20 protein-coding genes are annotated in these 17,925 nt (G+C 68.9%); 14 read left to right on the top strand and 6 right to left on the bottom strand.

Annotated elements, in window-relative coordinates; all coding sequences use genetic code 11:
• Positions 1–2: 2 nt before the first annotated feature.
• From rpsN to rpmB, 3 genes are read right to left on the bottom strand one after another with little or no spacing between them, the layout of a single operon-like run.
• Entirely contained in the window at positions 3–305 is a 303-nt protein-coding gene (rpsN, locus tag ATK74_RS12000) for a 30S ribosomal protein S14 (protein WP_098461258.1), read from the bottom strand.
• Positions 305–478: a 50S ribosomal protein L33 gene (gene rpmG / locus ATK74_RS11995; RefSeq protein ID WP_098461257.1), complete on the bottom strand. Its 174-nt coding sequence runs from the start codon at positions 476–478 to the stop codon at positions 305–307. The genes rpsN and rpmG overlap by 1 nt, the downstream gene beginning before the upstream one ends.
• Entirely contained in the window at positions 478–714 is a 237-nt protein-coding gene (rpmB, locus tag ATK74_RS11990; protein WP_098461256.1) for a 50S ribosomal protein L28, read from the bottom strand. The genes rpmG and rpmB overlap by 1 nt, the downstream gene beginning before the upstream one ends.
• A gap of 52 nt (positions 715–766) precedes the next feature.
• On the opposite strand from rpmB, the gene ATK74_RS11985 reads away from it, so the two are divergent.
• The 5 genes from ATK74_RS11985 to ATK74_RS11965 are packed head-to-tail and all read left to right on the top strand — an operon-like array spanning position 767 to position 2,723.
• Entirely contained in the window at positions 767–1,012 is a 246-nt protein-coding gene (locus tag ATK74_RS11985) for a type B 50S ribosomal protein L31 (RefSeq protein WP_098461255.1), read from the top strand.
• A complete protein-coding gene (gene ykgO, locus ATK74_RS11980) occupies positions 1,009–1,131 on the top strand; it encodes a type B 50S ribosomal protein L36 (RefSeq protein ID WP_098461254.1) in 123 nt (40 codons plus the stop codon). Before ATK74_RS11985 ends, ykgO begins: the two co-directional genes overlap by 4 nt.
• Positions 1,128–2,231: a CobW family GTP-binding protein gene (locus tag ATK74_RS11975; protein WP_098461253.1), complete on the top strand. Its 1,104-nt coding sequence runs from the start codon at positions 1,128–1,130 to the stop codon at positions 2,229–2,231. Before ykgO ends, ATK74_RS11975 begins: the two co-directional genes overlap by 4 nt.
• Positions 2,232–2,405, top strand: a complete 174-nt coding sequence (gene rpmF / locus ATK74_RS11970) for a 50S ribosomal protein L32 (RefSeq protein ID WP_098461252.1) — start codon at positions 2,232–2,234, stop codon at positions 2,403–2,405. It begins immediately after the preceding gene.
• A gap of 36 nt (positions 2,406–2,441) precedes the next feature.
• Positions 2,442–2,723, top strand: a complete 282-nt coding sequence (locus ATK74_RS11965; protein WP_098461251.1) for an HU family DNA-binding protein — start codon at positions 2,442–2,444, stop codon at positions 2,721–2,723.
• A gap of 198 nt (positions 2,724–2,921) precedes the next feature.
• Here ATK74_RS11965 and ATK74_RS11960 read toward each other — a convergent pair whose 3' ends face one another.
• Positions 2,922–5,162: a 6-phosphofructokinase gene (locus ATK74_RS11960; protein ID WP_098461250.1), complete on the bottom strand. Its 2,241-nt coding sequence runs from the start codon at positions 5,160–5,162 to the stop codon at positions 2,922–2,924.
• Positions 5,163–5,260: 98 nt separating this feature from the next.
• Positions 5,261–6,055: a M15 family metallopeptidase gene (locus ATK74_RS11955; RefSeq protein WP_098461249.1), complete on the bottom strand. Its 795-nt coding sequence runs from the start codon at positions 6,053–6,055 to the stop codon at positions 5,261–5,263.
• 276 nt (positions 6,056–6,331) lie between these two features.
• On the opposite strand from ATK74_RS11955, the gene ATK74_RS15700 reads away from it, so the two are divergent.
• Both ATK74_RS15700 and ATK74_RS15435 read left to right on the top strand, forming a co-directional pair.
• Positions 6,332–6,982, top strand: coding sequence for a hypothetical protein (locus ATK74_RS15700; protein ID WP_098461248.1), 651 nt, complete (start codon positions 6,332–6,334; stop codon positions 6,980–6,982).
• A gap of 425 nt (positions 6,983–7,407) precedes the next feature.
• Positions 7,408–8,010, top strand: a complete 603-nt coding sequence (locus ATK74_RS15435) for a beta/alpha barrel domain-containing protein (RefSeq protein ID WP_169923840.1) — start codon at positions 7,408–7,410, stop codon at positions 8,008–8,010.
• A gap of 1 nt (position 8,011) precedes the next feature.
• Here the strand turns inward: ATK74_RS15435 and ATK74_RS15430 are convergent, their stop codons facing one another.
• Positions 8,012–8,158, bottom strand: a complete 147-nt coding sequence (locus ATK74_RS15430) for a hypothetical protein (RefSeq protein WP_169923839.1) — start codon at positions 8,156–8,158, stop codon at positions 8,012–8,014.
• Between the two features lie 138 nt (positions 8,159–8,296).
• On the opposite strand from ATK74_RS15430, the gene ATK74_RS11940 reads away from it, so the two are divergent.
• From ATK74_RS11940 to ATK74_RS11910, 7 genes are all read left to right on the top strand, one after another.
• Complete coding sequence (locus ATK74_RS11940; RefSeq protein WP_143483660.1) at positions 8,297–9,199, top strand: SH3 domain-containing protein; 903 nt, start codon at positions 8,297–8,299, stop codon at positions 9,197–9,199.
• 54 nt (positions 9,200–9,253) lie between these two features.
• Positions 9,254–11,068: a CDP-glycerol glycerophosphotransferase family protein gene (locus tag ATK74_RS11935; protein ID WP_098461245.1), complete on the top strand. Its 1,815-nt coding sequence runs from the start codon at positions 9,254–9,256 to the stop codon at positions 11,066–11,068.
• Positions 11,069–11,119: 51 nt separating this feature from the next.
• The gene (pgi, locus tag ATK74_RS11930; protein ID WP_098461244.1) at positions 11,120–12,793 is read left to right on the top strand and encodes a glucose-6-phosphate isomerase; all 1,674 of its coding nucleotides are present in this window, start codon (positions 11,120–11,122) and stop codon (positions 12,791–12,793) included.
• 112 nt (positions 12,794–12,905) lie between these two features.
• Positions 12,906–13,754 (top strand): ABC transporter permease, encoded by an 849-nt coding sequence (locus tag ATK74_RS11925; protein WP_098461243.1) that lies wholly within the window; start codon positions 12,906–12,908, stop codon positions 13,752–13,754.
• Entirely contained in the window at positions 13,741–14,490 is a 750-nt protein-coding gene (locus tag ATK74_RS11920) for an ABC transporter ATP-binding protein (RefSeq protein WP_098461242.1), read from the top strand. The genes ATK74_RS11925 and ATK74_RS11920 overlap by 14 nt, the downstream gene beginning before the upstream one ends.
• An 89-nt stretch (positions 14,491–14,579) precedes the next feature.
• Positions 14,580–16,019, top strand: a complete 1,440-nt coding sequence (locus ATK74_RS11915; protein ID WP_245840916.1) for a bifunctional cytidylyltransferase/SDR family oxidoreductase — start codon at positions 14,580–14,582, stop codon at positions 16,017–16,019.
• A complete protein-coding gene (locus ATK74_RS11910) occupies positions 16,016–17,896 on the top strand; it encodes a hypothetical protein (RefSeq protein WP_098461240.1) in 1,881 nt (626 codons plus the stop codon). The genes ATK74_RS11915 and ATK74_RS11910 overlap by 4 nt, the downstream gene beginning before the upstream one ends.
• Positions 17,897–17,925: the final 29 nt, after the last annotated feature.

Raw genomic sequence — 17,925 nt, 5'->3', positions numbered from 1 at the left:
CCCTACCAGGACGACTTGGTGATCCCGGGCAGGAAGCCGGCATGGGCCAGCTCCCGGAACTTCACCCGGGAGACGCCGGCCTTGCGCAGATAGCCGCGCGGACGTCCGTCGGTGGCATCGCGGTTGCGCAGACGGACCGGACTGGCGTCGCGGGGGAGCCGGGCCAGCGCCCGCTGGGCGGCCATCCGTTCCTCCAGAGTCGCCCCGGTGCGCGCGGACTCCTTCAACTCCGCGCGGCGCGACGCGTAGCGGGCCACGGTCGCCCGGCGTCGGGCCTCGGCCGCGATCTTGGCCTGGCTGGCCATCAGCGGGCCTCCTTGAACTCGACGTGCGCGCGGATGATCGGGTCGAACTTGCGCAGCACCATCCGCTCGGGATCGTTGCGGCGGTTCTTGCGGGTCACGTAGGTGTAGCCGGTGCCCGCCGTCGAGCGCAGCTTGACGATCGGACGCAGGTCCTTGCCCTTCGAGCCGGCCATCAGAGCTTCACCCCTTGCGCCTGCAGCTCGGCCACGACCGCGTCGATCCCGCGGCGGTCGATCACTGAGATGCCGCGGGCGCTGACCCGCAGCTGCACCGCGCGTCCCAGGCTGGGCACCCAGTAGCGCTTGTGCTGGACGTTCACGTCGAAGCGGCGTCGGGTGCGCCGATGCGAGTGGGAGACGTTGTTGCCGAAGCCCGGACGAGCCCCGGTCACCTGACAGGTTTGCGACATCTTGTTCCTCTATGGATAATGAGAACCGTTATCAACTAGAGTAGCAGGTGACATGAAAGCCAACATCCATCCCGAGTACCGCCAGGTGGTCTTCCGCGACCGGTCGGGCGACCTGGTCTTCCGGACCGGCTCCACGATCGCCACCGACAAGACCATCGAGTTCGACGGCGCCACCTACCCGCTGGTCGACGTCGAGATCTCCAGCGCGTCCCACCCACTGTGGAGCGGACGCGAACGGGTCGTCGACACCGAAGGCCGCGTCGAGCGCTTCCAGCGCCGCTACGGGGTGACGCGATGAAGGTGCGCAACTCGCTGCGGGCGCTCAAGGCCATCCCGGGCGCGCAGATCGTCCATCGCCGGGGACGCACCTTCGTGATCAACAAGCGCAACCCGCGGATGAAGGCGAGGCAGGGATGAGGCGCGCGTCACTGAAGGTGCCGGTGATCCTGATCAGTGGCGTCGACGCCGAGCCGATGATCCAGGCGACCATCTCGATGCAGCTGGATCTGCCCAGCGCGGTGGTGGTGCGCCACGAGCTCGATCCGGATCGCGAGGTGCTGGTCCGCACGGTCAGCGACGTGAACGGGGTGATCGAGCATCTCGAGATCGACGTGGAGCACGCTTGCACCAGCTGCGCCACCAGGGAGGATGTCGTTCCCACCCTGGAGCGGCTGGCTGCGTCCGGGCGCTGGGGAGCGATCATCGCCCAGCTCCCGGTGACCGCCGAGCCCATGCAGGTGTGCCGGCTGATCAGCTACTCACCGCAGTCGGCGCCGCACGTCCGGATCGCCGCGACCCTGGTCGCTCTGGACGGCGACAGCGTGGCAAAGGATCTGATCGGCGACGACCTGCTGATCGAACGCGGCCTTCCGGTGCGTGACGACGATGAGCGCGGGGTCGGCGAGACCGCCTCGGCCATGGTCGAGTACGCGGACGTGGTGGCCGCCATCGGCGAACCGTCCACCGCTGACTGGGAACTGCTGCGGGCGCTGGCTCGTCCCGGTGCCCAGCTGACCAACTCCAGCGCCGAGTTGGACGCCTCGGCGCTGGTCGCCGGGGTGCACGATCACGAGGCCGCGGAGGAGTGGGTGGCCGTGGTCCGCCGGGAGCCGCTGCCGTCGTCCGGCGGCGATGAGGCCTGGGTGCTGGAGATCAGCTCCGAACGTCCGCTGCACCCCGAGCGGTTGCAGCAGACCATCGTCCAGCTGGGTGGCGGCGCGCGGCGCTCCCGGGGCTGCTTCTGGCTGCCCAGTCGTCCGACCCAGGTCTGCCAGTGGGACGGGGCCGGCGGCATGGTCAGCATCGGCCCGGCCGACCGCTGGGACGGCACCGGCCCGCTGACCCGGATCGTCGTGGTCGGGCTGGACGCCGGACGAGAGCAGCTGGCCGAGGCCTTCGCCGCCTGCCTGCTCACCGACGAAGAGCTGGCTGAACGCGGGCGCTACTGGGAACTCGACTCCGACGGTTTCGAGCCCTGGCTCGGCCCGATCCATCAGCTCGAACGAAAGGCGTCCTAGATGGCAGTCCCCAAGCGGCGGCTCTCCCGCAGCAACACCCGGCACCGCCGATCCACCTGGAAGGCGGCACCGATCGACCTGGTGCCGATCCAGCTCGGCCCGGACACCTACCGGGTGCCGCGGGCCCTGGTCCGCGCCTACCAGCGGGGCCTGATCGTCCCCCCACAGCACTGAGCCGTCCGGTCCAGGGCAATCGATGAAGGAGAACAGATGATTCGCAGGGAACTGGTGGCCGAGGTGGCCGACAAGACCGGGCTCAGCGCGCATTCGGCGCAAGCCGCCGTGGACGCGCTGCTGGAGGTGATCGTGGACGAGGTGGCGGCCGGACGTCCGGTCATCCTGGCCGGCTTCGGCACCTTCGAGGCCCGCGACCGGGCCGCCCGCACCGGACGCAACCCGCGCACCGGTGAACCCATGGAGATCGCCGCCGCCCGGGTGCCGGTGTTCAAGCCGGGCGCCAAGTTCCGGGCGCAGGTCGATCTGCGCGACTGACCTTCCTCACCCAGTGGCCGCCGGCCGGGACCTCAGCCCCCGACCGTCGGCCTGCGCCGGCCGGCGTCCGAACTCCCTCGGGCGCCGGCTGGTTGCTGTCCGTCCGCTTCGCAAAGTGGACGACTCGGCCGTCTGGCCGTGTGATCTTCCACCTGGCGAGGGTGGGCCGGGAGTCGCCGGTGAACCGAGCGGACCGGCTCAGATGGCGGCGTCCGAGACGGCCTTGAGTACCGGACGCAGATCCATCCACCACTGCTGCAGCGGACGCCGATAGGTCGGGTCCATCTCCTCGGCCATCTGCTCCAGCGGACGCACCTCGACCTTCGACTGCACCAGGCCCAGGTAGTGGCTCTCGTTGGTGCCTGCAGCGAACTCGGCGGCCAGGACGTCCAGGCCCTTGGAGACCAGTCGGACGCCGAGCAGTCGGTCGAAGGGGGACGGCGAGCCACCCTGCTGAATGTGGCCCAGGATGTTCTGCCGGACGTCGTAGCGCCCCTGGCCCTCCTGCTGCAGCAGCCGGGCCAGGAAGTCGGTGGTGTAGAGCGGGTTGGCGCTCTCGTTGCGGATGGCCAGGAACAGCTTGCGCCCGGAGGCGAAGCTGCGCCGCAGCCAGCGGATGTCGTCCAGCAGGGCCGGCAGCTCGATCCCGTCCTCGTGCAGGTAGACCCGCTCCGCACCTCCAGAAATGGCGCTCATCAAGGCCAGATAGCCGCAGTAGCGGCCCATGGTCTCCACCACGAAGGCCCGCCGGTTGGCCTGGCCGGACATCTTGATCCGGTCGATGGCCTCGGTGATCACGTTCAGCGCGGTATCGGTGCCGATCGACAGCTCCGAGCCGGGCAGGTTGTTGTCGATGGACGCCGGGACGCACACGATCGGCAGCCCGCAGGCCGGGAATCGATCGGACTCGGCATGCAGCATCTGAGCGGCCTCGTAGGCGTCCCAGCCGCCGATGACCAGCAGCGCATCGATGTGGTGCTCCTCGAGCTGACGGCTGATCCGGTACAGGTCCTCCACCGCCGGGACGGTCCGGCTGGTGCCCAGATCGGCGCCGCCGGTCAGCCAGCCTTCGACCTCACCCCAGCTGAGTTCGCTGATGGCGCCCTCGCGCAGACCCGGGAAGCCACCCTGGACACCGAGCATCCGGTAGCCACGGCTGATTCCCAGCCGGACGGCAGTGGCGGCCGCAGAGTCCATGCCCGGAGCCAGGCCGCCGCCGTGGATGATGGCGATCCGCTTGCATTCGGTGTCCGACTCGATCCGGCTCGGCTCGACCATCTCGGCGAAGATCCTGGACGCCTCGGTGAACGAGCCGCCGCGCAGCTCCATGGCTGCGGCGAAGTCGCCGGCGGCGATCAGCTCGGGCACCTTGCGGGTCTTGGCGACCGCCTCGATCAGCGGCACTCGGGAGACCCGGTTTCCGCGGAAGCCGATCACCGGACCAGTCGTCCCCGGCTCGGCGGTGAGCACCTCCATCACGGCCTCGTAGCCCAGCCAGGTGGACGCCCACCGGTCGTAGGCGCTGGGCGCCCCGCCGCGCTGGACGTGGCCCAGGATGGTCACCCGGGCCTCCTCGCCGAGGATGTCCTCGATGGCTTGCCGCACATAGGCCGAGGTGATCGGCTTGCCGGACCGGTCGCAGGCGCCCTCGGCCACGACCACCATCGAGTCGCGACGGCCGGCCGCCCGGCCACGCTTCAGCGCAGCGCACAGCTGGTGCTCCCAGCCCTCCTCGGGCGGGTTCTCCGGGATCAGCACGTAGTCGCAGCCGCCGGCGATGGCGCTCATCAGGGCCAGGTAGCCGCAGTGGCGTCCCATCACCTCGACCACGAAACAGCGCTGGTGGCTGGCCGCCGTGCTGCCCAGGGCGTCGATGGCGTCGACGATCCGATGCAGGGCGCTGTCGGCGCCGATGGTCATGTCGGTGCCGACCAGGTCGTTGTCGATCGAGCCGACCAGTCCGGCGAACATCAGGGACGGGTGGGCGTCAGCCACCTCCTGGGTGATCTTGCCCTCGGCGACCAACTCGGTGAGGATCTGGGTCCACTCGCCACGGAACTGGTCCAGGCCGGACAGCGAGCCGTCCCCGCCGATCACGATCAGTCGGTCGATGCCGTTGGCCAGCAGGTTCACGGCGGCGCGCTTGCGTCCGTCGTACTCGCGGAAGTCCTTGGACCGGAAGGTGCCGATCATGGTGCCGCCCTTGTGCAGGATGGAACCGACGTCCTCCCAGACCAGCTCGCGAATCCCCGCGCCGCCGTCGACCATGCCCTGGTAGCCCTCGTAGATGGCGAACACCCGTGCTCCCAGGCTGACCGCTGTGCGCACCACAGCGCGCACCGTTGCGTTCATGCCCTGGGCGTCGCCGCCGCTGGTCAGGATGCCGATCTTCTTGCCTGCGCCCAGCAGTTCAACCACCGGCGCCACCTGATTGGTCATGGCTTCATTGTGGTCGCTCGACCCCAGTGATGCGGACGCCCCGCAATGATCGGACCGGGCGACGATCCCGCGAATCACCTGTACAACCGCCCGACGGCTCAGGCCAGGCCGAGCACTTCTTCGAGGGTGAGCGTGTTGCCGCTGCCGAACCGGGCGGCCAGCGTGGTGCCGAGGTAGCGGAAGTGCCACGGCTCGTAGGCGTAGCCGGTGAGCTTTTCCTTGCCCTTGGGGTAGCGCAGGACGAAGCCGTACTCGTGACAGTGCTTGTGCAGCCACTTTCCGGTGGCGGTGTTGGCCATCGGCAGGCTCCAGGTGACTCCGTCCCATAGGTCCATGGCCAAGCCGGTCTGGTGCTCGCTGGCCCCGGGCGGGGCGTTGTAGCGCTTAGCCGAGGTGATGCTCGGATAGTTGCGCAGCGCGTTGTTGTAGACCTGCTTCTGGGTGGCGTAGCTGCGGTAGCCGGAGCGGACGACCAGCTTCACCCCGTCCTTCTTGGCGGCCGCCGTCATCTTCGCCAGCGCCTGCTGGGCATCGGCGTTCAAGCCGTACGGGCCGGTCGGGCGGGGCGGACGGTAGTTCGCCGAGACCGGGTGGGCTTTGGAGACCACGATCACCCCGTCCACCCGGTAGGGCTGGTTCAGCTGGGCTCCGGTGCGGGTGTCCTTGGCCGGTGCGGACGGCGTGGCGCTGCCGGTCGGCGTCTCGCTCGGCGTCGGACTGGCGCTGACGGTCGGGGTGGAGGTCGGCGTCGCGCTGATGACAGGGGCTACCGGGCTGCTGGCTCCCGCGGAGGACGACGGCAGTCGGGCCGGACCGGCACTGGGTGGCTGGGCGGCGCAGCCGGACGCAGCCAGCAGACAGGCCACGACAAGGGCGATACCGGCGCGCTTCACCTCATGAACTGTAGCCACCACTGGCCGGGGTCCGGTCGGTGGTGTTCGTGCAGTCGTCCGTCCTGCCACCAGAAGGTGCGCTGCGGGTGACTCGGCCAGGCCGTGGGTCGTTTCGGCGGGACGGACGAGGTACTCCCGCTCGGCTGGGGTCGTGAGTGCGGGGCCTGCGGAGTCGAAGGCCGGGTGGTCGGCGGCGGGCTGGGGCTCGGCCCGCTCGGGGTGGGATGCGGAGTCCAACTCGGTGTCGGCCGAGTCGGCGGGGGCTGAGTCGACCCGGTGGCCGACGGGGTCGGAGTGGACGGATCGGTCGGCGTCAGGGTGGGCGTTGCGGTGGGGCTCGGCTCGGTCGGGCGTGGAGTCGGCTCCACCGTGGGCGTCAGGGTGGGCGTCGGCTCCGTGGTCGGGGTCGGTTCGTCGGTCTGGCTCGGCGTCGGAGTCGGCGTGGGCTCGCACGGGGGCGTCGGCTGCTCGGTGGGCGTCGGCTCCACTGTTGGGGTGGGCTGGACGGTGGGTGTCGGCTCGTCCGTGGGGGTCGGCGTGACGGTCGGAGTGGGGGTCGGCGTTGGCGTGAGCGTGGGCGTCGGTTCGACGGTCGGGGTTGGCTCGTCCGTGGGGGTTGGCTCGACTGTCGGAGTGGGCTCTTCTGTGGGGGTGGGCTCGACGGTCGGGCTCGGCTGCTCGGTCGGCGTCGGGTTCGGCGAGTCACTGGGCTCGGGTTCGGGGGCCTCGGACGGCTCGGCGGTGGCGGTCTGCGTGGGCTCCTCGGTCGGGCTCAGCGTCGGCACCGGTTCGCTCATCGTCATGGTCGGCCGACTCATCGGGTCGACGGTCGCCGGATCGACGCTCTGGGTGGGCAGCACGGTGGCATCGCCCGGCGAGGTGACCGCTGGTGAGGTCGGGCCGGTCGCCGCAGAGGTCGGCTGGTAGCTGATCGTCGGGGCCATGGTCGGCAACTGTGAGGAGGCGTTGCCGCTGCCGAATGGCGACCCGGCCCAGCCATTGGCCTGATCAGGCGCAGCGCTCACCGTCACACTGGCTCTCGGCGGTGCCACCAGGACTCCTGCCAACATGCAGGCTCCGGCGGCCACGAGCACCTTGGCCTTGGCCATCAGTTCCCCCGAACCCAACGAGCATCGCCACAGCATGTCCAGGGTGAGATCACAGTCGTCCCGCTCGGTCGGCCGGGTGGCCGCGAGAACATCGGGCGTCCGCCTCGCCCCAGAGTCGACCCGGTTCCCAGGCCGGTCCGACCACCACTCAGCGTAGTTCTTAGCTGCAGCGCTGACGAGGGTCGGCCGGGCGAAACGGGGTCCGCGCTACTGCGTACTGGATGCATCGGGCAGGATGGGGACGTGCCCGCTCCGCTCCGCCTCCCAGGTCGTCATCAGGTCGTACTCAGCCTGCCTGCGGTCGGGATCGACGAGTTGCTGCCGGCCGCCGAAGTCTTGGCCCAGGAGGGTTTCTTGGCGTGGGCGGTGTCGGTCGAGGAGCTGGCCGCGCTGCCGGCCTTGCTGCATGGCTTCGGACGGCGGGCGCTGATCGGCGTCAGCGGAGTCGAGAGTGCTGATCAGGTGCGCGAAGCCGCCGATGCCGGGGCCGGCTTCGTGAGCTCGGATTTCGTCCTTCCGGAGTTGGTCTCGGTCCGACCGGAGCTCCCGGTAGTGCTCGGTGGACTGACTCCGACCGAGTTGCGGGCCGGGCTGGGGGCCGGGGCGGCAGCGGTACAGGTGACGCCGGCCGGTGCCTATCGCGGTGAAGTGCAGGCGCTACCGGCGATGCTCGGCTTCCCGATGCTGATCGCCAGCGGCACGCTGAACCCGGACCGGGCCAGTGCCTGGCTGGCCGCCGGAGCGGCAGCGGTCTGGCCGCAGCAGTTGATCGGCGCCGAGCTGGTCAGCGCGGCGACTCTGGGTGGCTTGCGCAGCCTGTTGCGTGACTGGCGGTTGAACGACTGACCTAGCCGGCAGCCCGACGAGCGTGCGACCGGCGCTGCAAGGAACGCTTCAGCGAGCCGATTGCGAACAGGATCAGCACGCAGCCGATCAGTGCGACGGCGCCGACGGCGGCCAGGTCCAGCAGGTCGAGCCCTTCGATCTCACGCATCTGGTCTCCTTCAGTGTGCGGCGCCATTGCCGATGATCTGAGGTTGCCGTCACCCGGCCGGGTGACGGTACGCCTTGTTGCCTTCAGTTCCTTAAGTTAGGCTGAGAGTGTCCTCAGATTACTTCAGGCTGGAGCTTCATGGCATACCAGGCACGCAGGATTGTCGAGGCTGAGCAGCCCGACGTCGCGGTGCCGTCGGCGCCTCGCCGCGGAGCCCGCAGAGCCAAGGGGCTCCGTGCGCGACCGGCCGCCCAAGGCGTGGTCGGACTGGTCGGGCTCGCCGTGCTGGCCACCTCGGGCGCGATCGTGCTCGGGGTCAACGGTGGTTCGGCCGCCGCGGCCGGTAGCAGCCCGTCCGCTGTGATCGCCGAGCCGACCCTGACTGCTCGGGCGCTGACCGCCGACTCGCTGGCTGCGCCCGCCGCTGTCCGTCAGGTTGTGGCACCGGTCGTGGTCAGCAAGACCCGGCTGTACAGCACGGGATCACTGAACGTCCGCGCCGAGGCCGACACTTCTGCCAAGCTGCTCGGCTCGATCAGTCGGGGCGCCAAGATCTCGGCGACCAGCTCCGTCGAGGGCAAGTACCGCCAGATCGAGTTCGAGGACGGCTACGGCTGGGTGCTGGCCGCGTCGCTGTCCGATGAGTCGGACTCGCCGGTGCCCGACGGCACCACCATGGACCCCTGCCCGCGCGGCTCTGCGGTCGAGAACCGGCTGCGCCCCAAGACCATCTACATCTACCGCTCGGTATGTCCGCTCTTCCCGGAGATCAACTCTTTCGGCGGCTGGCGGGCTGGCGGTCGCCAGTTCCACAAGAACGGACGCGCCCTCGACCTGATGCTGACCACCCACGTGGAGAGCAAACTGGGCTGGCGGATCACCAAGTACCTGATCGCGCACTACCGCGAGTTCAACATCGATCACATCATCTTCGAGCAGCAGATCTGGACGCCTAGCAACCAGCGCTGGCGCAAGATGGTCGATCGCGGCAGCCTGAACGCGAACCACTTCAACCACGTGCACGTGGCGATCAAGGCCTGATTCCGGCTTGCGATCCCGGCGGTTGGTTGCTGCCACCCAATACGCTGGTGCGCTGTGAGCCCCGCCCAGTCCGTCGACAGTCCCGGTCGCGCGCCCGTCCCGGAGTGGGAAGAGGCCGCGCGGGCGGCATGGCCGGGCCACGTCCCGTCCGGAATCGCCGCCTTCGCGGGACGCCACCACCTCAGTGTTCTGGTGCTCAGCCTGGTCGTCCTGACCCTGGCCGCCTGGCTTCGACTGCCCTGGCTGGGTCTGGCCGCCTGGCTGATCGGGTCCGGTTGGGAATGGCTGTCCACCGCCGCCGACCCAGTCGGCGTCCGGTCGCTGGAGCAGGTCGGACTCCGTCCCCAGCTGCGGGCTCTGTTGCGCAGCCTGATCGCGGTCGGACTGGTCGCCGGGCTGGCCACCGCGACTGCACCCAATGCCGCCCTCACCTACCTGACGGCAGTGCTGGTCATTCAGCTGGTCTGGCTGATCCAGCCGGTGTTGGCCACCTGGCTGTGGCGGGTCGCCCCGCCGCTGCGCTACCAGCCCGCCGGCCGGCAGTCCGGGGCTTTCGCCGAGCACGCCCGGGTGTATGCCCGCGGAGTCGGGACGAGTGGAGTCTTCGTCGCTCTCGAGGCGGCCGTGCTGCTGGTCGCCCTGATCACCACCGGACGCCCGGCCGACTCGCTGTGGGTGCTGTTCGACTACTGCTTCGCCGTTGCCATCGTCGAGACCGCGCTGATCTACCTGGGCTGGACGACCTGGCAGACCATGCAGCTGCGTCGCCAGGCCCCTCAGACCGCCCAGGAGCTGGTGGACGAACTCGGCACCCTGACACCGCGATTCCTGGTCTATGTCTCGCTCCCGGCTCGGCAGTCGGAGTACGTCGTCAACCAATGGCTGCCGGCTCTGGATCGGCTGACCACCGACGGGCTGATCCTGGTCCGGGAGGCCAGCCAGTTGGCTCCGCTGGAGGCCACTCGGCATCCGGTGATCTACGCCCCCGCGTCCAGGGATGTGGAGCGACTCGAGCTCCCGTCACTGAAGGCCGCCTTCTACCTGGCCTACGGCGAGCGCAACGGTCAGCCGATGCGTAACCCGGCGTTGCGCCACATCTTCTTGATGCATGGGGACTCGGACAAGGCGACCAGCGCCAGCAACCTGGCCAAGGGCGCCGACGAGGTCTGGGTGGCCGGCTCGGCCGCCATCGAGCGCTTCCGGGTCGCCGGCGTGGACCTCCCCGACGAGCGGTTCGCGGTGATCGGACGTCCGCAGGTTGCCGACCTGACCTTCGGGCCGACCGGCAATGAGCGTCCGGTGGTGCTCTACGCGCCGACCTTCGAGGGCCTGGACGACCAGATCGCCTACTCCTCGCTGGAGGTGATCGGGCCGGACCTGGTCAGGGCGCTGCTGAAGAACCATCCCGAGCTGCGGGTCTGGTTCCGTCCGCATCCGGCCAGTGGGGTGAACCGTCCCCAGCTGCGGGCCGCGATCGCCGAGATCGAGACCATGCTGCGGGCCGGGGACGGCCATTTGGTCACCGCCGATCAGGGCCTGTCCCTGACCGAGTGCCTGAACGCCGCCGACCTGCTGATCACCGACATCTCCAGCGTGGCCACCGACTTCCTGGCCACCGGACGTCCGATCGTCACCTGCGATCCGCTGGGTCGGCCGCAGGCCGAGTTCGTCGCGACCTACCCGACCACGGCCGGTTCCTACCTTGTGCATCCCGGCGTGCGGGAGGTCGACCTGGTGCTCGGTCTAGCCTTCGGGGACGATCCGCTGCGGCCGGTCCGGGACCGGCTCCGCCGCGAAGTGCTGGGCGAGCTGCCGGACGGTCCGCAGGCCGCCTTCGAGGCGAATGTGCGGCGGGTCACCTCCGGCTGAGTGCAGCCGGACGTGGCACGAGTTGCCGAAATGACCTCTTAGGCTGGAGCCATGACATCTCCGGTTGATCCCACCAGCACCCCCGCCTGGGCCGCGCTCACCGCGCTGGCCGACGGCTACGCCCTGGACCTCCGCGAAGCCTTCGCCGCCGACCCGGGACGGGCGCAGCGGCTCAGCCTGACCGCGGCTGACCTGTTCGTGGATCTGTCGAAGAACCTGGTCGATGACCGGGTTCTTGCGGCACTGGTCGAGCTGGGCGAGCAGGTCGGGCTGGCCGAGCGTCGCGACGCCATGCTGGCCGGCGAGCGGATCAACGTGACCGAGAACCGCTCGGTGCTGCACACTGCGCTGCGCCGCCCGGCGACCGATTCTCTGGTCGTCGACGGGGTGGACGTGGTCGCCGAGGTGCACGCCGTGCTCGACCGGGTCTTCGCCTTCGCCGACGCCGTGCGCAGCGGCAGCTGGGTGGGTGTCACCGGCAAGCCGATCAGCACTGTGGTCAACATCGGCATCGGCGGCTCCGACCTCGGCCCGGTGATGGTCTACGAGGCTCTCCTGCCCTACGTCCAGCCGGGCCTGGGCTGCCGCTTCGTCTCCAACATCGACCCGGCCGACGTCTCCGAGAAGACCGCGGATCTCGATCCCGAGACCACGCTGTTCATCATCGCCTCCAAGACCTTCACGACCCTCGAGACGCTCACCAACGCGCGGATGGCCCGGGACTGGTTCCTGGCCAGGCTGCGCGAGGCCGGCGTGGTCGACGACTCCGAAGCGTCGGCCAAGCAGGCCATCAGCAAGCACTTCGTGGCGGTCTCCACCGCACTGGACAAGGTGGCCGACTTCGGCATCGACCCGGCCAACGCGTTCGGCTTCTGGGACTGGGTCGGCGGCCGCTACTCGGTCGACTCGGCTGTGGGCACGGCCGTGGCCGTGGCGATCGGGCCGGACAACTTCCGCGCCTTCCTGGACGGCTTCCACTCGGTCGACGAGCACTTCGCCACCGAGCCGCTGGAGCGCAACGTCCCGGCCCTGATGGGTCTGCTGAACATCTGGTACGTGAACTTCCTGGGGGCAGCCAGCCATGCCGTCCTTCCGTACGCCCAGTACCTGCATCGCTTCGCCGCCTACCTGCAGCAGCTCACCATGGAGTCCAACGGCAAGGGCGTCCGCAGTGACGGCCGGCCGGTGACCACGGCCACCGGGGAGATCTTCTGGGGCGAGCCCGGCACGAACGGCCAGCACGCCTTCTATCAGCTGATCCACCAGGGCACTCAGCTGATTCCGGCCGACTTCATCGCGGTAGCCACTCCGGCGCACCCGCTGAAGGACGGTGCCGCCGACGTTCATGAGCTGTTCCTGGCCAACTTCTTCGCCCAGACCAAGGCGCTGGCCTTCGGCAAGACTGCCGACGAGGTGCGGGCCGAAGGCACGGCCGAGCCGATCGTCCCGGCCCGGGTGTTCAGCGGCAACCGTCCGACCACCTCGATCATGGCTCCGGCGCTCACCCCGAGCGTGGTCGGCCAGCTGATCGCCCTCTACGAGCACATCACTTTCACCCAGGGTGTGGTCTGGGGGATCAACAGCTTCGACCAGTGGGGCGTCGAGCTGGGCAAGCAGTTGGCTCTGCAGATCGCCCCGGCCGTGGCCGGCGACGCGGACGCCCTGGCCGCACAGGATCCGTCCACCGCCAACCTGGTGCGCTACTACCTGGCCAACCGCCGCTGACTGACAAGGGCGGACGAGGGTCGGTGCCCGGTCCGCTCGCCGGTTGCACTAAACTCGCTTGCGCTTCACCGACTCGGTGGGGTCCAGCCACGGAAATGGAGCAGGGAGCCGGATGAGCCTCTCCGAGTTGGCCGAACAGCATGGGCTGCATCGGGTCGGCGCTCGCGCCTCCGTCCTGCCGTACTTCCGGGAGACCTGGGAACGGCGCGACTTCATCAGCACGATGGCCCGCTACCGGATGGCGGCCCAGAACCAGGAGAACCGGCTCGGCGCCTTCTGGCTGGTGCTCAAGCCGGCCCTCAACGCTCTGGTCTACGGGACGATCTTCGGAGTCATCCAGCAGAGCAGCACTCGTCCGGCGGATTACCCGGCCTACGTGGTGGTCGGTGTCTTCCTGTTCGAGTTCTTCTCGGCCTGCTTCGCGCAGGGTGCCAAGGCCATCACCGGGAACCGGGCTCTGGTCCAGTCGCTCTCCTTCCCACGCGTCGCGTTGCCGCTGGCAGTGGTGTTCGAGCAGTTCTACACGCTGCTGCTGTCGATGGTGGTCATGTTCGGCCTGCTGATCATGTTCGGGCACTTCCCGACCTGGAACTGGCTGCTGATGGCACCCCTGTTGCTGATCTACCTGGTGTTCAACACCGGCATCGCGCTGATCACGGCCCGGCTGACCGTCCACTTCCGGGATCTGACCCAGATCCTGCCGTTCGTCTCCCGGCTGCTCTTCTACACCTCGGGCGCACTGTTTGACGTGAAGAAGCTGTTCGCCGGTCATCCATGGGTGGTGCAGGTCTACGAGTGGCATCCGATCTTCCAGACCCTGACCATTGCCCGGTCGCTGCTGATGACCAGTGAACGCTACGACTACGCCTATTGGGTGCACTTGGGAGTGTGGGCGGTGGCCTCGTTCGTGATCGGCTTCATCTTCTTCTGGCGGGCGGAGGAGCGCTATGGCCGCGACTGATCACCGCAGGCCGGTCGTCGTGGTGGACGAGCTCCACGTCGAGTACAAGGTCTACGCCAGCGGCAAGGCGGTCGGCCCGAACGCCAAGCCGGTCCGATCCCCGCGTGGGATCCGCACCGTCCATGCCCTGAAGGGCGTTTCCTTCGTGGCCTATGAGAACGAGTCGATCGGTGTGATCGGCTCCAACGGTTCCGGGAAGTCGACCCTGATGCGGGCCATGGTCGGGCTCACCCCGCCGTCCGGAGGCGCGGTCTACGCCAGCTCCCGGCCGAACCTGCTGGGGGTCGGGGCTGCCCTGCTCCCGGATCTGTCCGGTGAGCGCAACATCGTGCTGGGCGGCCTGGCGCTGGGCTTCAAGAAGAGCGAGATCACCGCGCTGCGCGACCAGATCGTCGAGTTCTCCGAGTTGCAGGACTTCATCGATCTGCCGATGCGGACGTACTCCTCGGGCATGCAGGCCCGGCTGAAGTTCGCCATCGCCGCGTCGCAGCAGCACGACATCCTGATCGTCGACGAGGCGCTGAGCGTCGGCGACAAGCGCTTCCAGGCCCGCAGCGAGGGCCGGATCCGAGAGATCCGGGACAACGCGGGCACGGTCTTCCTGGTGTCGCACTCGATGGCCTCGATTCGCGGCACCTGTGACCGGGTGATCTGGTTGAAGAAGGGCGAACTAGTGATGGACGGACCGACCGACGAGGTCGTGACCGCCTACGAGTTGGATCGGAGTACCTCTTGATGGTCAGTGGACATCCGGCTGAAGCGCCCGGCGGTGCTTTCGCCACCCCCGAGCGGCCTGAACCGGCACCTGCCAGGACCATTGCGGTGGTGCTCGCCGGAGGCACGGGCTCTCGGGTGGGGCTGTCCATTCCCAAGCAGCTGATCAAGGTCGCCGGCAAGGCGGTCATGGAGCACACCATCGGGATCTTCGAAGACAGCCCGGCGATCGACGACATCTACGTCCTGATGCACCCCGATCACCTGGAGTCGGCCCAGCGGATCGGCGCCCGGTTCGGCAAGGTGCGCCAGGTGCTGGCCGGTGGTCAGACCCGCAACGAGACCACCCGGGCTGCGCTGAGCGTGCTGACCAAGTCGCACCCCGGCGACACCAAGGTGCTCTTCCATGACGCCGTTCGTCCGCTGCTCGACCAGCGGATCATTGATGACCTGGTGGCCGCGCTGGACGCCGGCTACGACGCGGTCGACGTGGCGATCCCGTCCGCGGACACCATCATCGAGGTCAACGACGCCGACGAGATCGTCTCGATCCCGCCGCGGGCCAAGCTGCGTCGCGGCCAGACCCCGCAGGCCTTCCGCCTGGGCGTGATCGATCAGGCCTATCAGATCGCCTGGCAGGATCCGGCCTTCCAGGCCACCGATGACTGCACGGTGGTGCTGAACTACCTTCCGCAGACCGCGATCAAGGTGGTCGAGGGTGCCGGGCACAACATGAAGATCACCGAGCCGATCGACGTGTTCATCGCCGACAAGCTGTTCCAGCTGGCCTCAGCCGTGGTTTCCACCGACCGCAGCCACTATGCCGAGCGGTTGGCCGGCAAGGTTCTGGTCGTGCTCGGTGGCAGCTACGGCATCGGGGCCGACATCGCCGCGCTGGCCGAGAGCTACGGCGCCCGCGTGCATTGCTTCAGCCGCAGCCAGACCAGCACGCATGTCGAGGAGCCGGAGGAAGTCGCCGCTGCACTGGCTGAGGTCTACCAGGCCGAGGGCCGGATCGATTATGTGGTGGTCACGGCGGGCCTGCTCAGCATCGGCAAGCTCGACGAGCTCGCACTCGACGACGTGCTGGCCGCGATCCGGGTCAACTACGTGGCACCGGTGATCGCTGCCCGGGCCAGCTACCGCTACCTGAAGGAGACCCGCGGCCAGTTGCTGCTGTTCACCTCCAGCTCCTACACCCGCGGACGTGCCGACTACTCGCTGTACTCCTCGGCGAAGGCCGCGGTGGTGAACCTGACCCAGGCTTTGGCCGACGAGTGGTCACCGCTGGGCGTCCGGGTGAACTGCATCAACCCCGAGCGCACCGCGACTCCGATGCGGACCAAGGCCTTCGGAAAGGAACCCGCCGACAGCCTGCTGGAGTCCCAGGCCGTCGCGCTGAGCGCGCTGGACGTCCTGCTGGCCGGCATCACCGGCCAAGTGATCGATGTCCGCCGCGCCGAACCCGGTGCCGGCCCTGGCACTGAACGTAAGCCGGCCGCTCTGGAAGCCGCCCTCGAGGCAGCGAGCGAGAGCATCGACCTCCCATGACCTCACCCGCGGAGGCACCGGCTCTGCTCGCCGCCCGCGGCTCGGCGTGGATCAAGCGGGCCAACGCCGCCGGCTTGACGGGCTGGCAGCCGCTGACGGTCATGGCCCTGGTCGCGATCGGCATCGTCGGCTCGCTCGGCACCGCCGTGATGGGCTGGATCTGGCTGTTCTGCGCCAGCATCGTGATCGGCGTCCTGGCCGACCAGCTGGCCGAGCGCCTCACCTTGGTGCAGCGACTGCTGGACCGCGCCCAGCTGAACCTGGTTGCTCGCTCGATCTTGCGCGAGTTCGCGCTGCTGCTGGTCCTCACCCGGATCGGTTGGCCCGAGGATCTGGTGATCTGGGCCGCACTCCTGGTCTTCCTGGTGATTCTGGCCCGCTCGTTCCTGGTCGTCGCCGAACGCCAGGTGGTCGACCTCCAGACCTCCAAGATCCTCACCCGAAACCTGCTCTCCTCGGCCGATGAGGCCGCGGCTCAGCCGGTTCGGTCGTTGGAGCCGGCCAAGTTGGCCTTGATCGGCTCGGTGCCGATCGTGCTCGGTGGCCTGCCGACCGTCGTCCTGGCGCAACTGTGGCCGCTGTTGGTGGCATCGGTCCTGTATGTCCTCTTCGCTGGAGCCTGGTCGTTGTGGCGGGTGGCCGGCTGGCTGAGGTCTTCCCGCCGCGGCCAGCAAGACCGGCTGGCCCAGCGGGCCCGGGCCGCGGTCGATGCGCTGCGCCCGCAGGTGCTGGTCTACTTCAGCGGCGAGTCGGACGCTCTGTACCAGCTGGCGATGTGGCTCCCGGTGCTGCGTGAGCTCGACCCGAAGACCCTGGTGGTCCTGCGTGAGCGGGCCAACCTGGCGGCGCTGCCACAGACCGACCTTCCGGTGATCTGCATCCCCAATGCCAGCGAGCTGATGGACTTCCGGCTGCCCACGGTGCGGGTGGCGTTCTACGTGGCCCATGTCGGCAAGAACATCCACATGCTGCGCGAGCCCCGAATGAAGCACGTCTTCATCGGGCATGGCGAGTCGGACAAGACCGCCAGCGTGAACCCGGCCACGAAGGCCATGGACGAGGTGTGGGTTGCCGGCCGGGCCTCCCGTGAGCGTTGGGCTGCGGCCAAGGTTGGCGTCCGCGACGAAGCGATCGTCGAGGTCGGACGTCCGCAGCTGGGCGGGATCCGTCCGGCTGAGCCGCGCGACGGCCGGCCGCTGAGCGTCCTCTACGCCCCGACCTGGGAAGGCTGGTCCGACGACCCCGGGGCCACCTCGATCGTGACCATGGGCCCGTCCCTGGTCCGTTGGCTGACCGAACGTCCGCAGACCCGAGTGATCTACCGGCCGCATCCGCTGACCGGCCGGGTGAGCGCCGCGGCGCGTCGCGCGCATCTGGAGGTGCTCTCGATCATCGAGGCAGCGGGTGGACGGGCACTGTCCGCCGGACCGGCGTCCGCGGACGACTGGGCCGCGGCGACCGAGCTCAGCCTGGTGGTGGACGGTGATCAGGCACCGCTGTACGACTGCTTCAACAACTGCGACGTGCTGATCGGGGACATCTCCTCGGTGGTGCCGGACTTCCAGGCCAGTGGCAAGCCCTACTTCATCCCGAACACCAGGGGCTGGGCACACCAGACTCTGCGCGACTCCAGCGCCAGCGCCCGAGCCGCCTACCTCCTCGATCCCGATGCGGCCGGCTGGGAGCAGGCCATGCTCGATGCCAGTGGCGCTGATCCGCTCGCCGCGGATCGTGCGGCGCTGCGCCAGCATCTGCTCGGGCCGGTCGTCGCTGATCCGCTGGAGCCGTGGCGGGTGGCCGTCCGTAGCCTGATCTCGCGGGCCGAGGCCGAGTGGCCCGACGCCGAGAACGAAGCCCTGGCCACCCAGACCGACTGAGCTGATCAGCGGGCCTCGTGGTTCAGCGC

It is taken from the genome of Propionicimonas paludicola, from assembly GCF_002563675.1.
GTDB classification, from domain to species: domain Bacteria; phylum Actinomycetota; class Actinomycetes; order Propionibacteriales; family Propionibacteriaceae; genus Propionicimonas; species Propionicimonas paludicola.
This window is presented reverse-complemented; position numbering and strand designations above follow the sequence as displayed.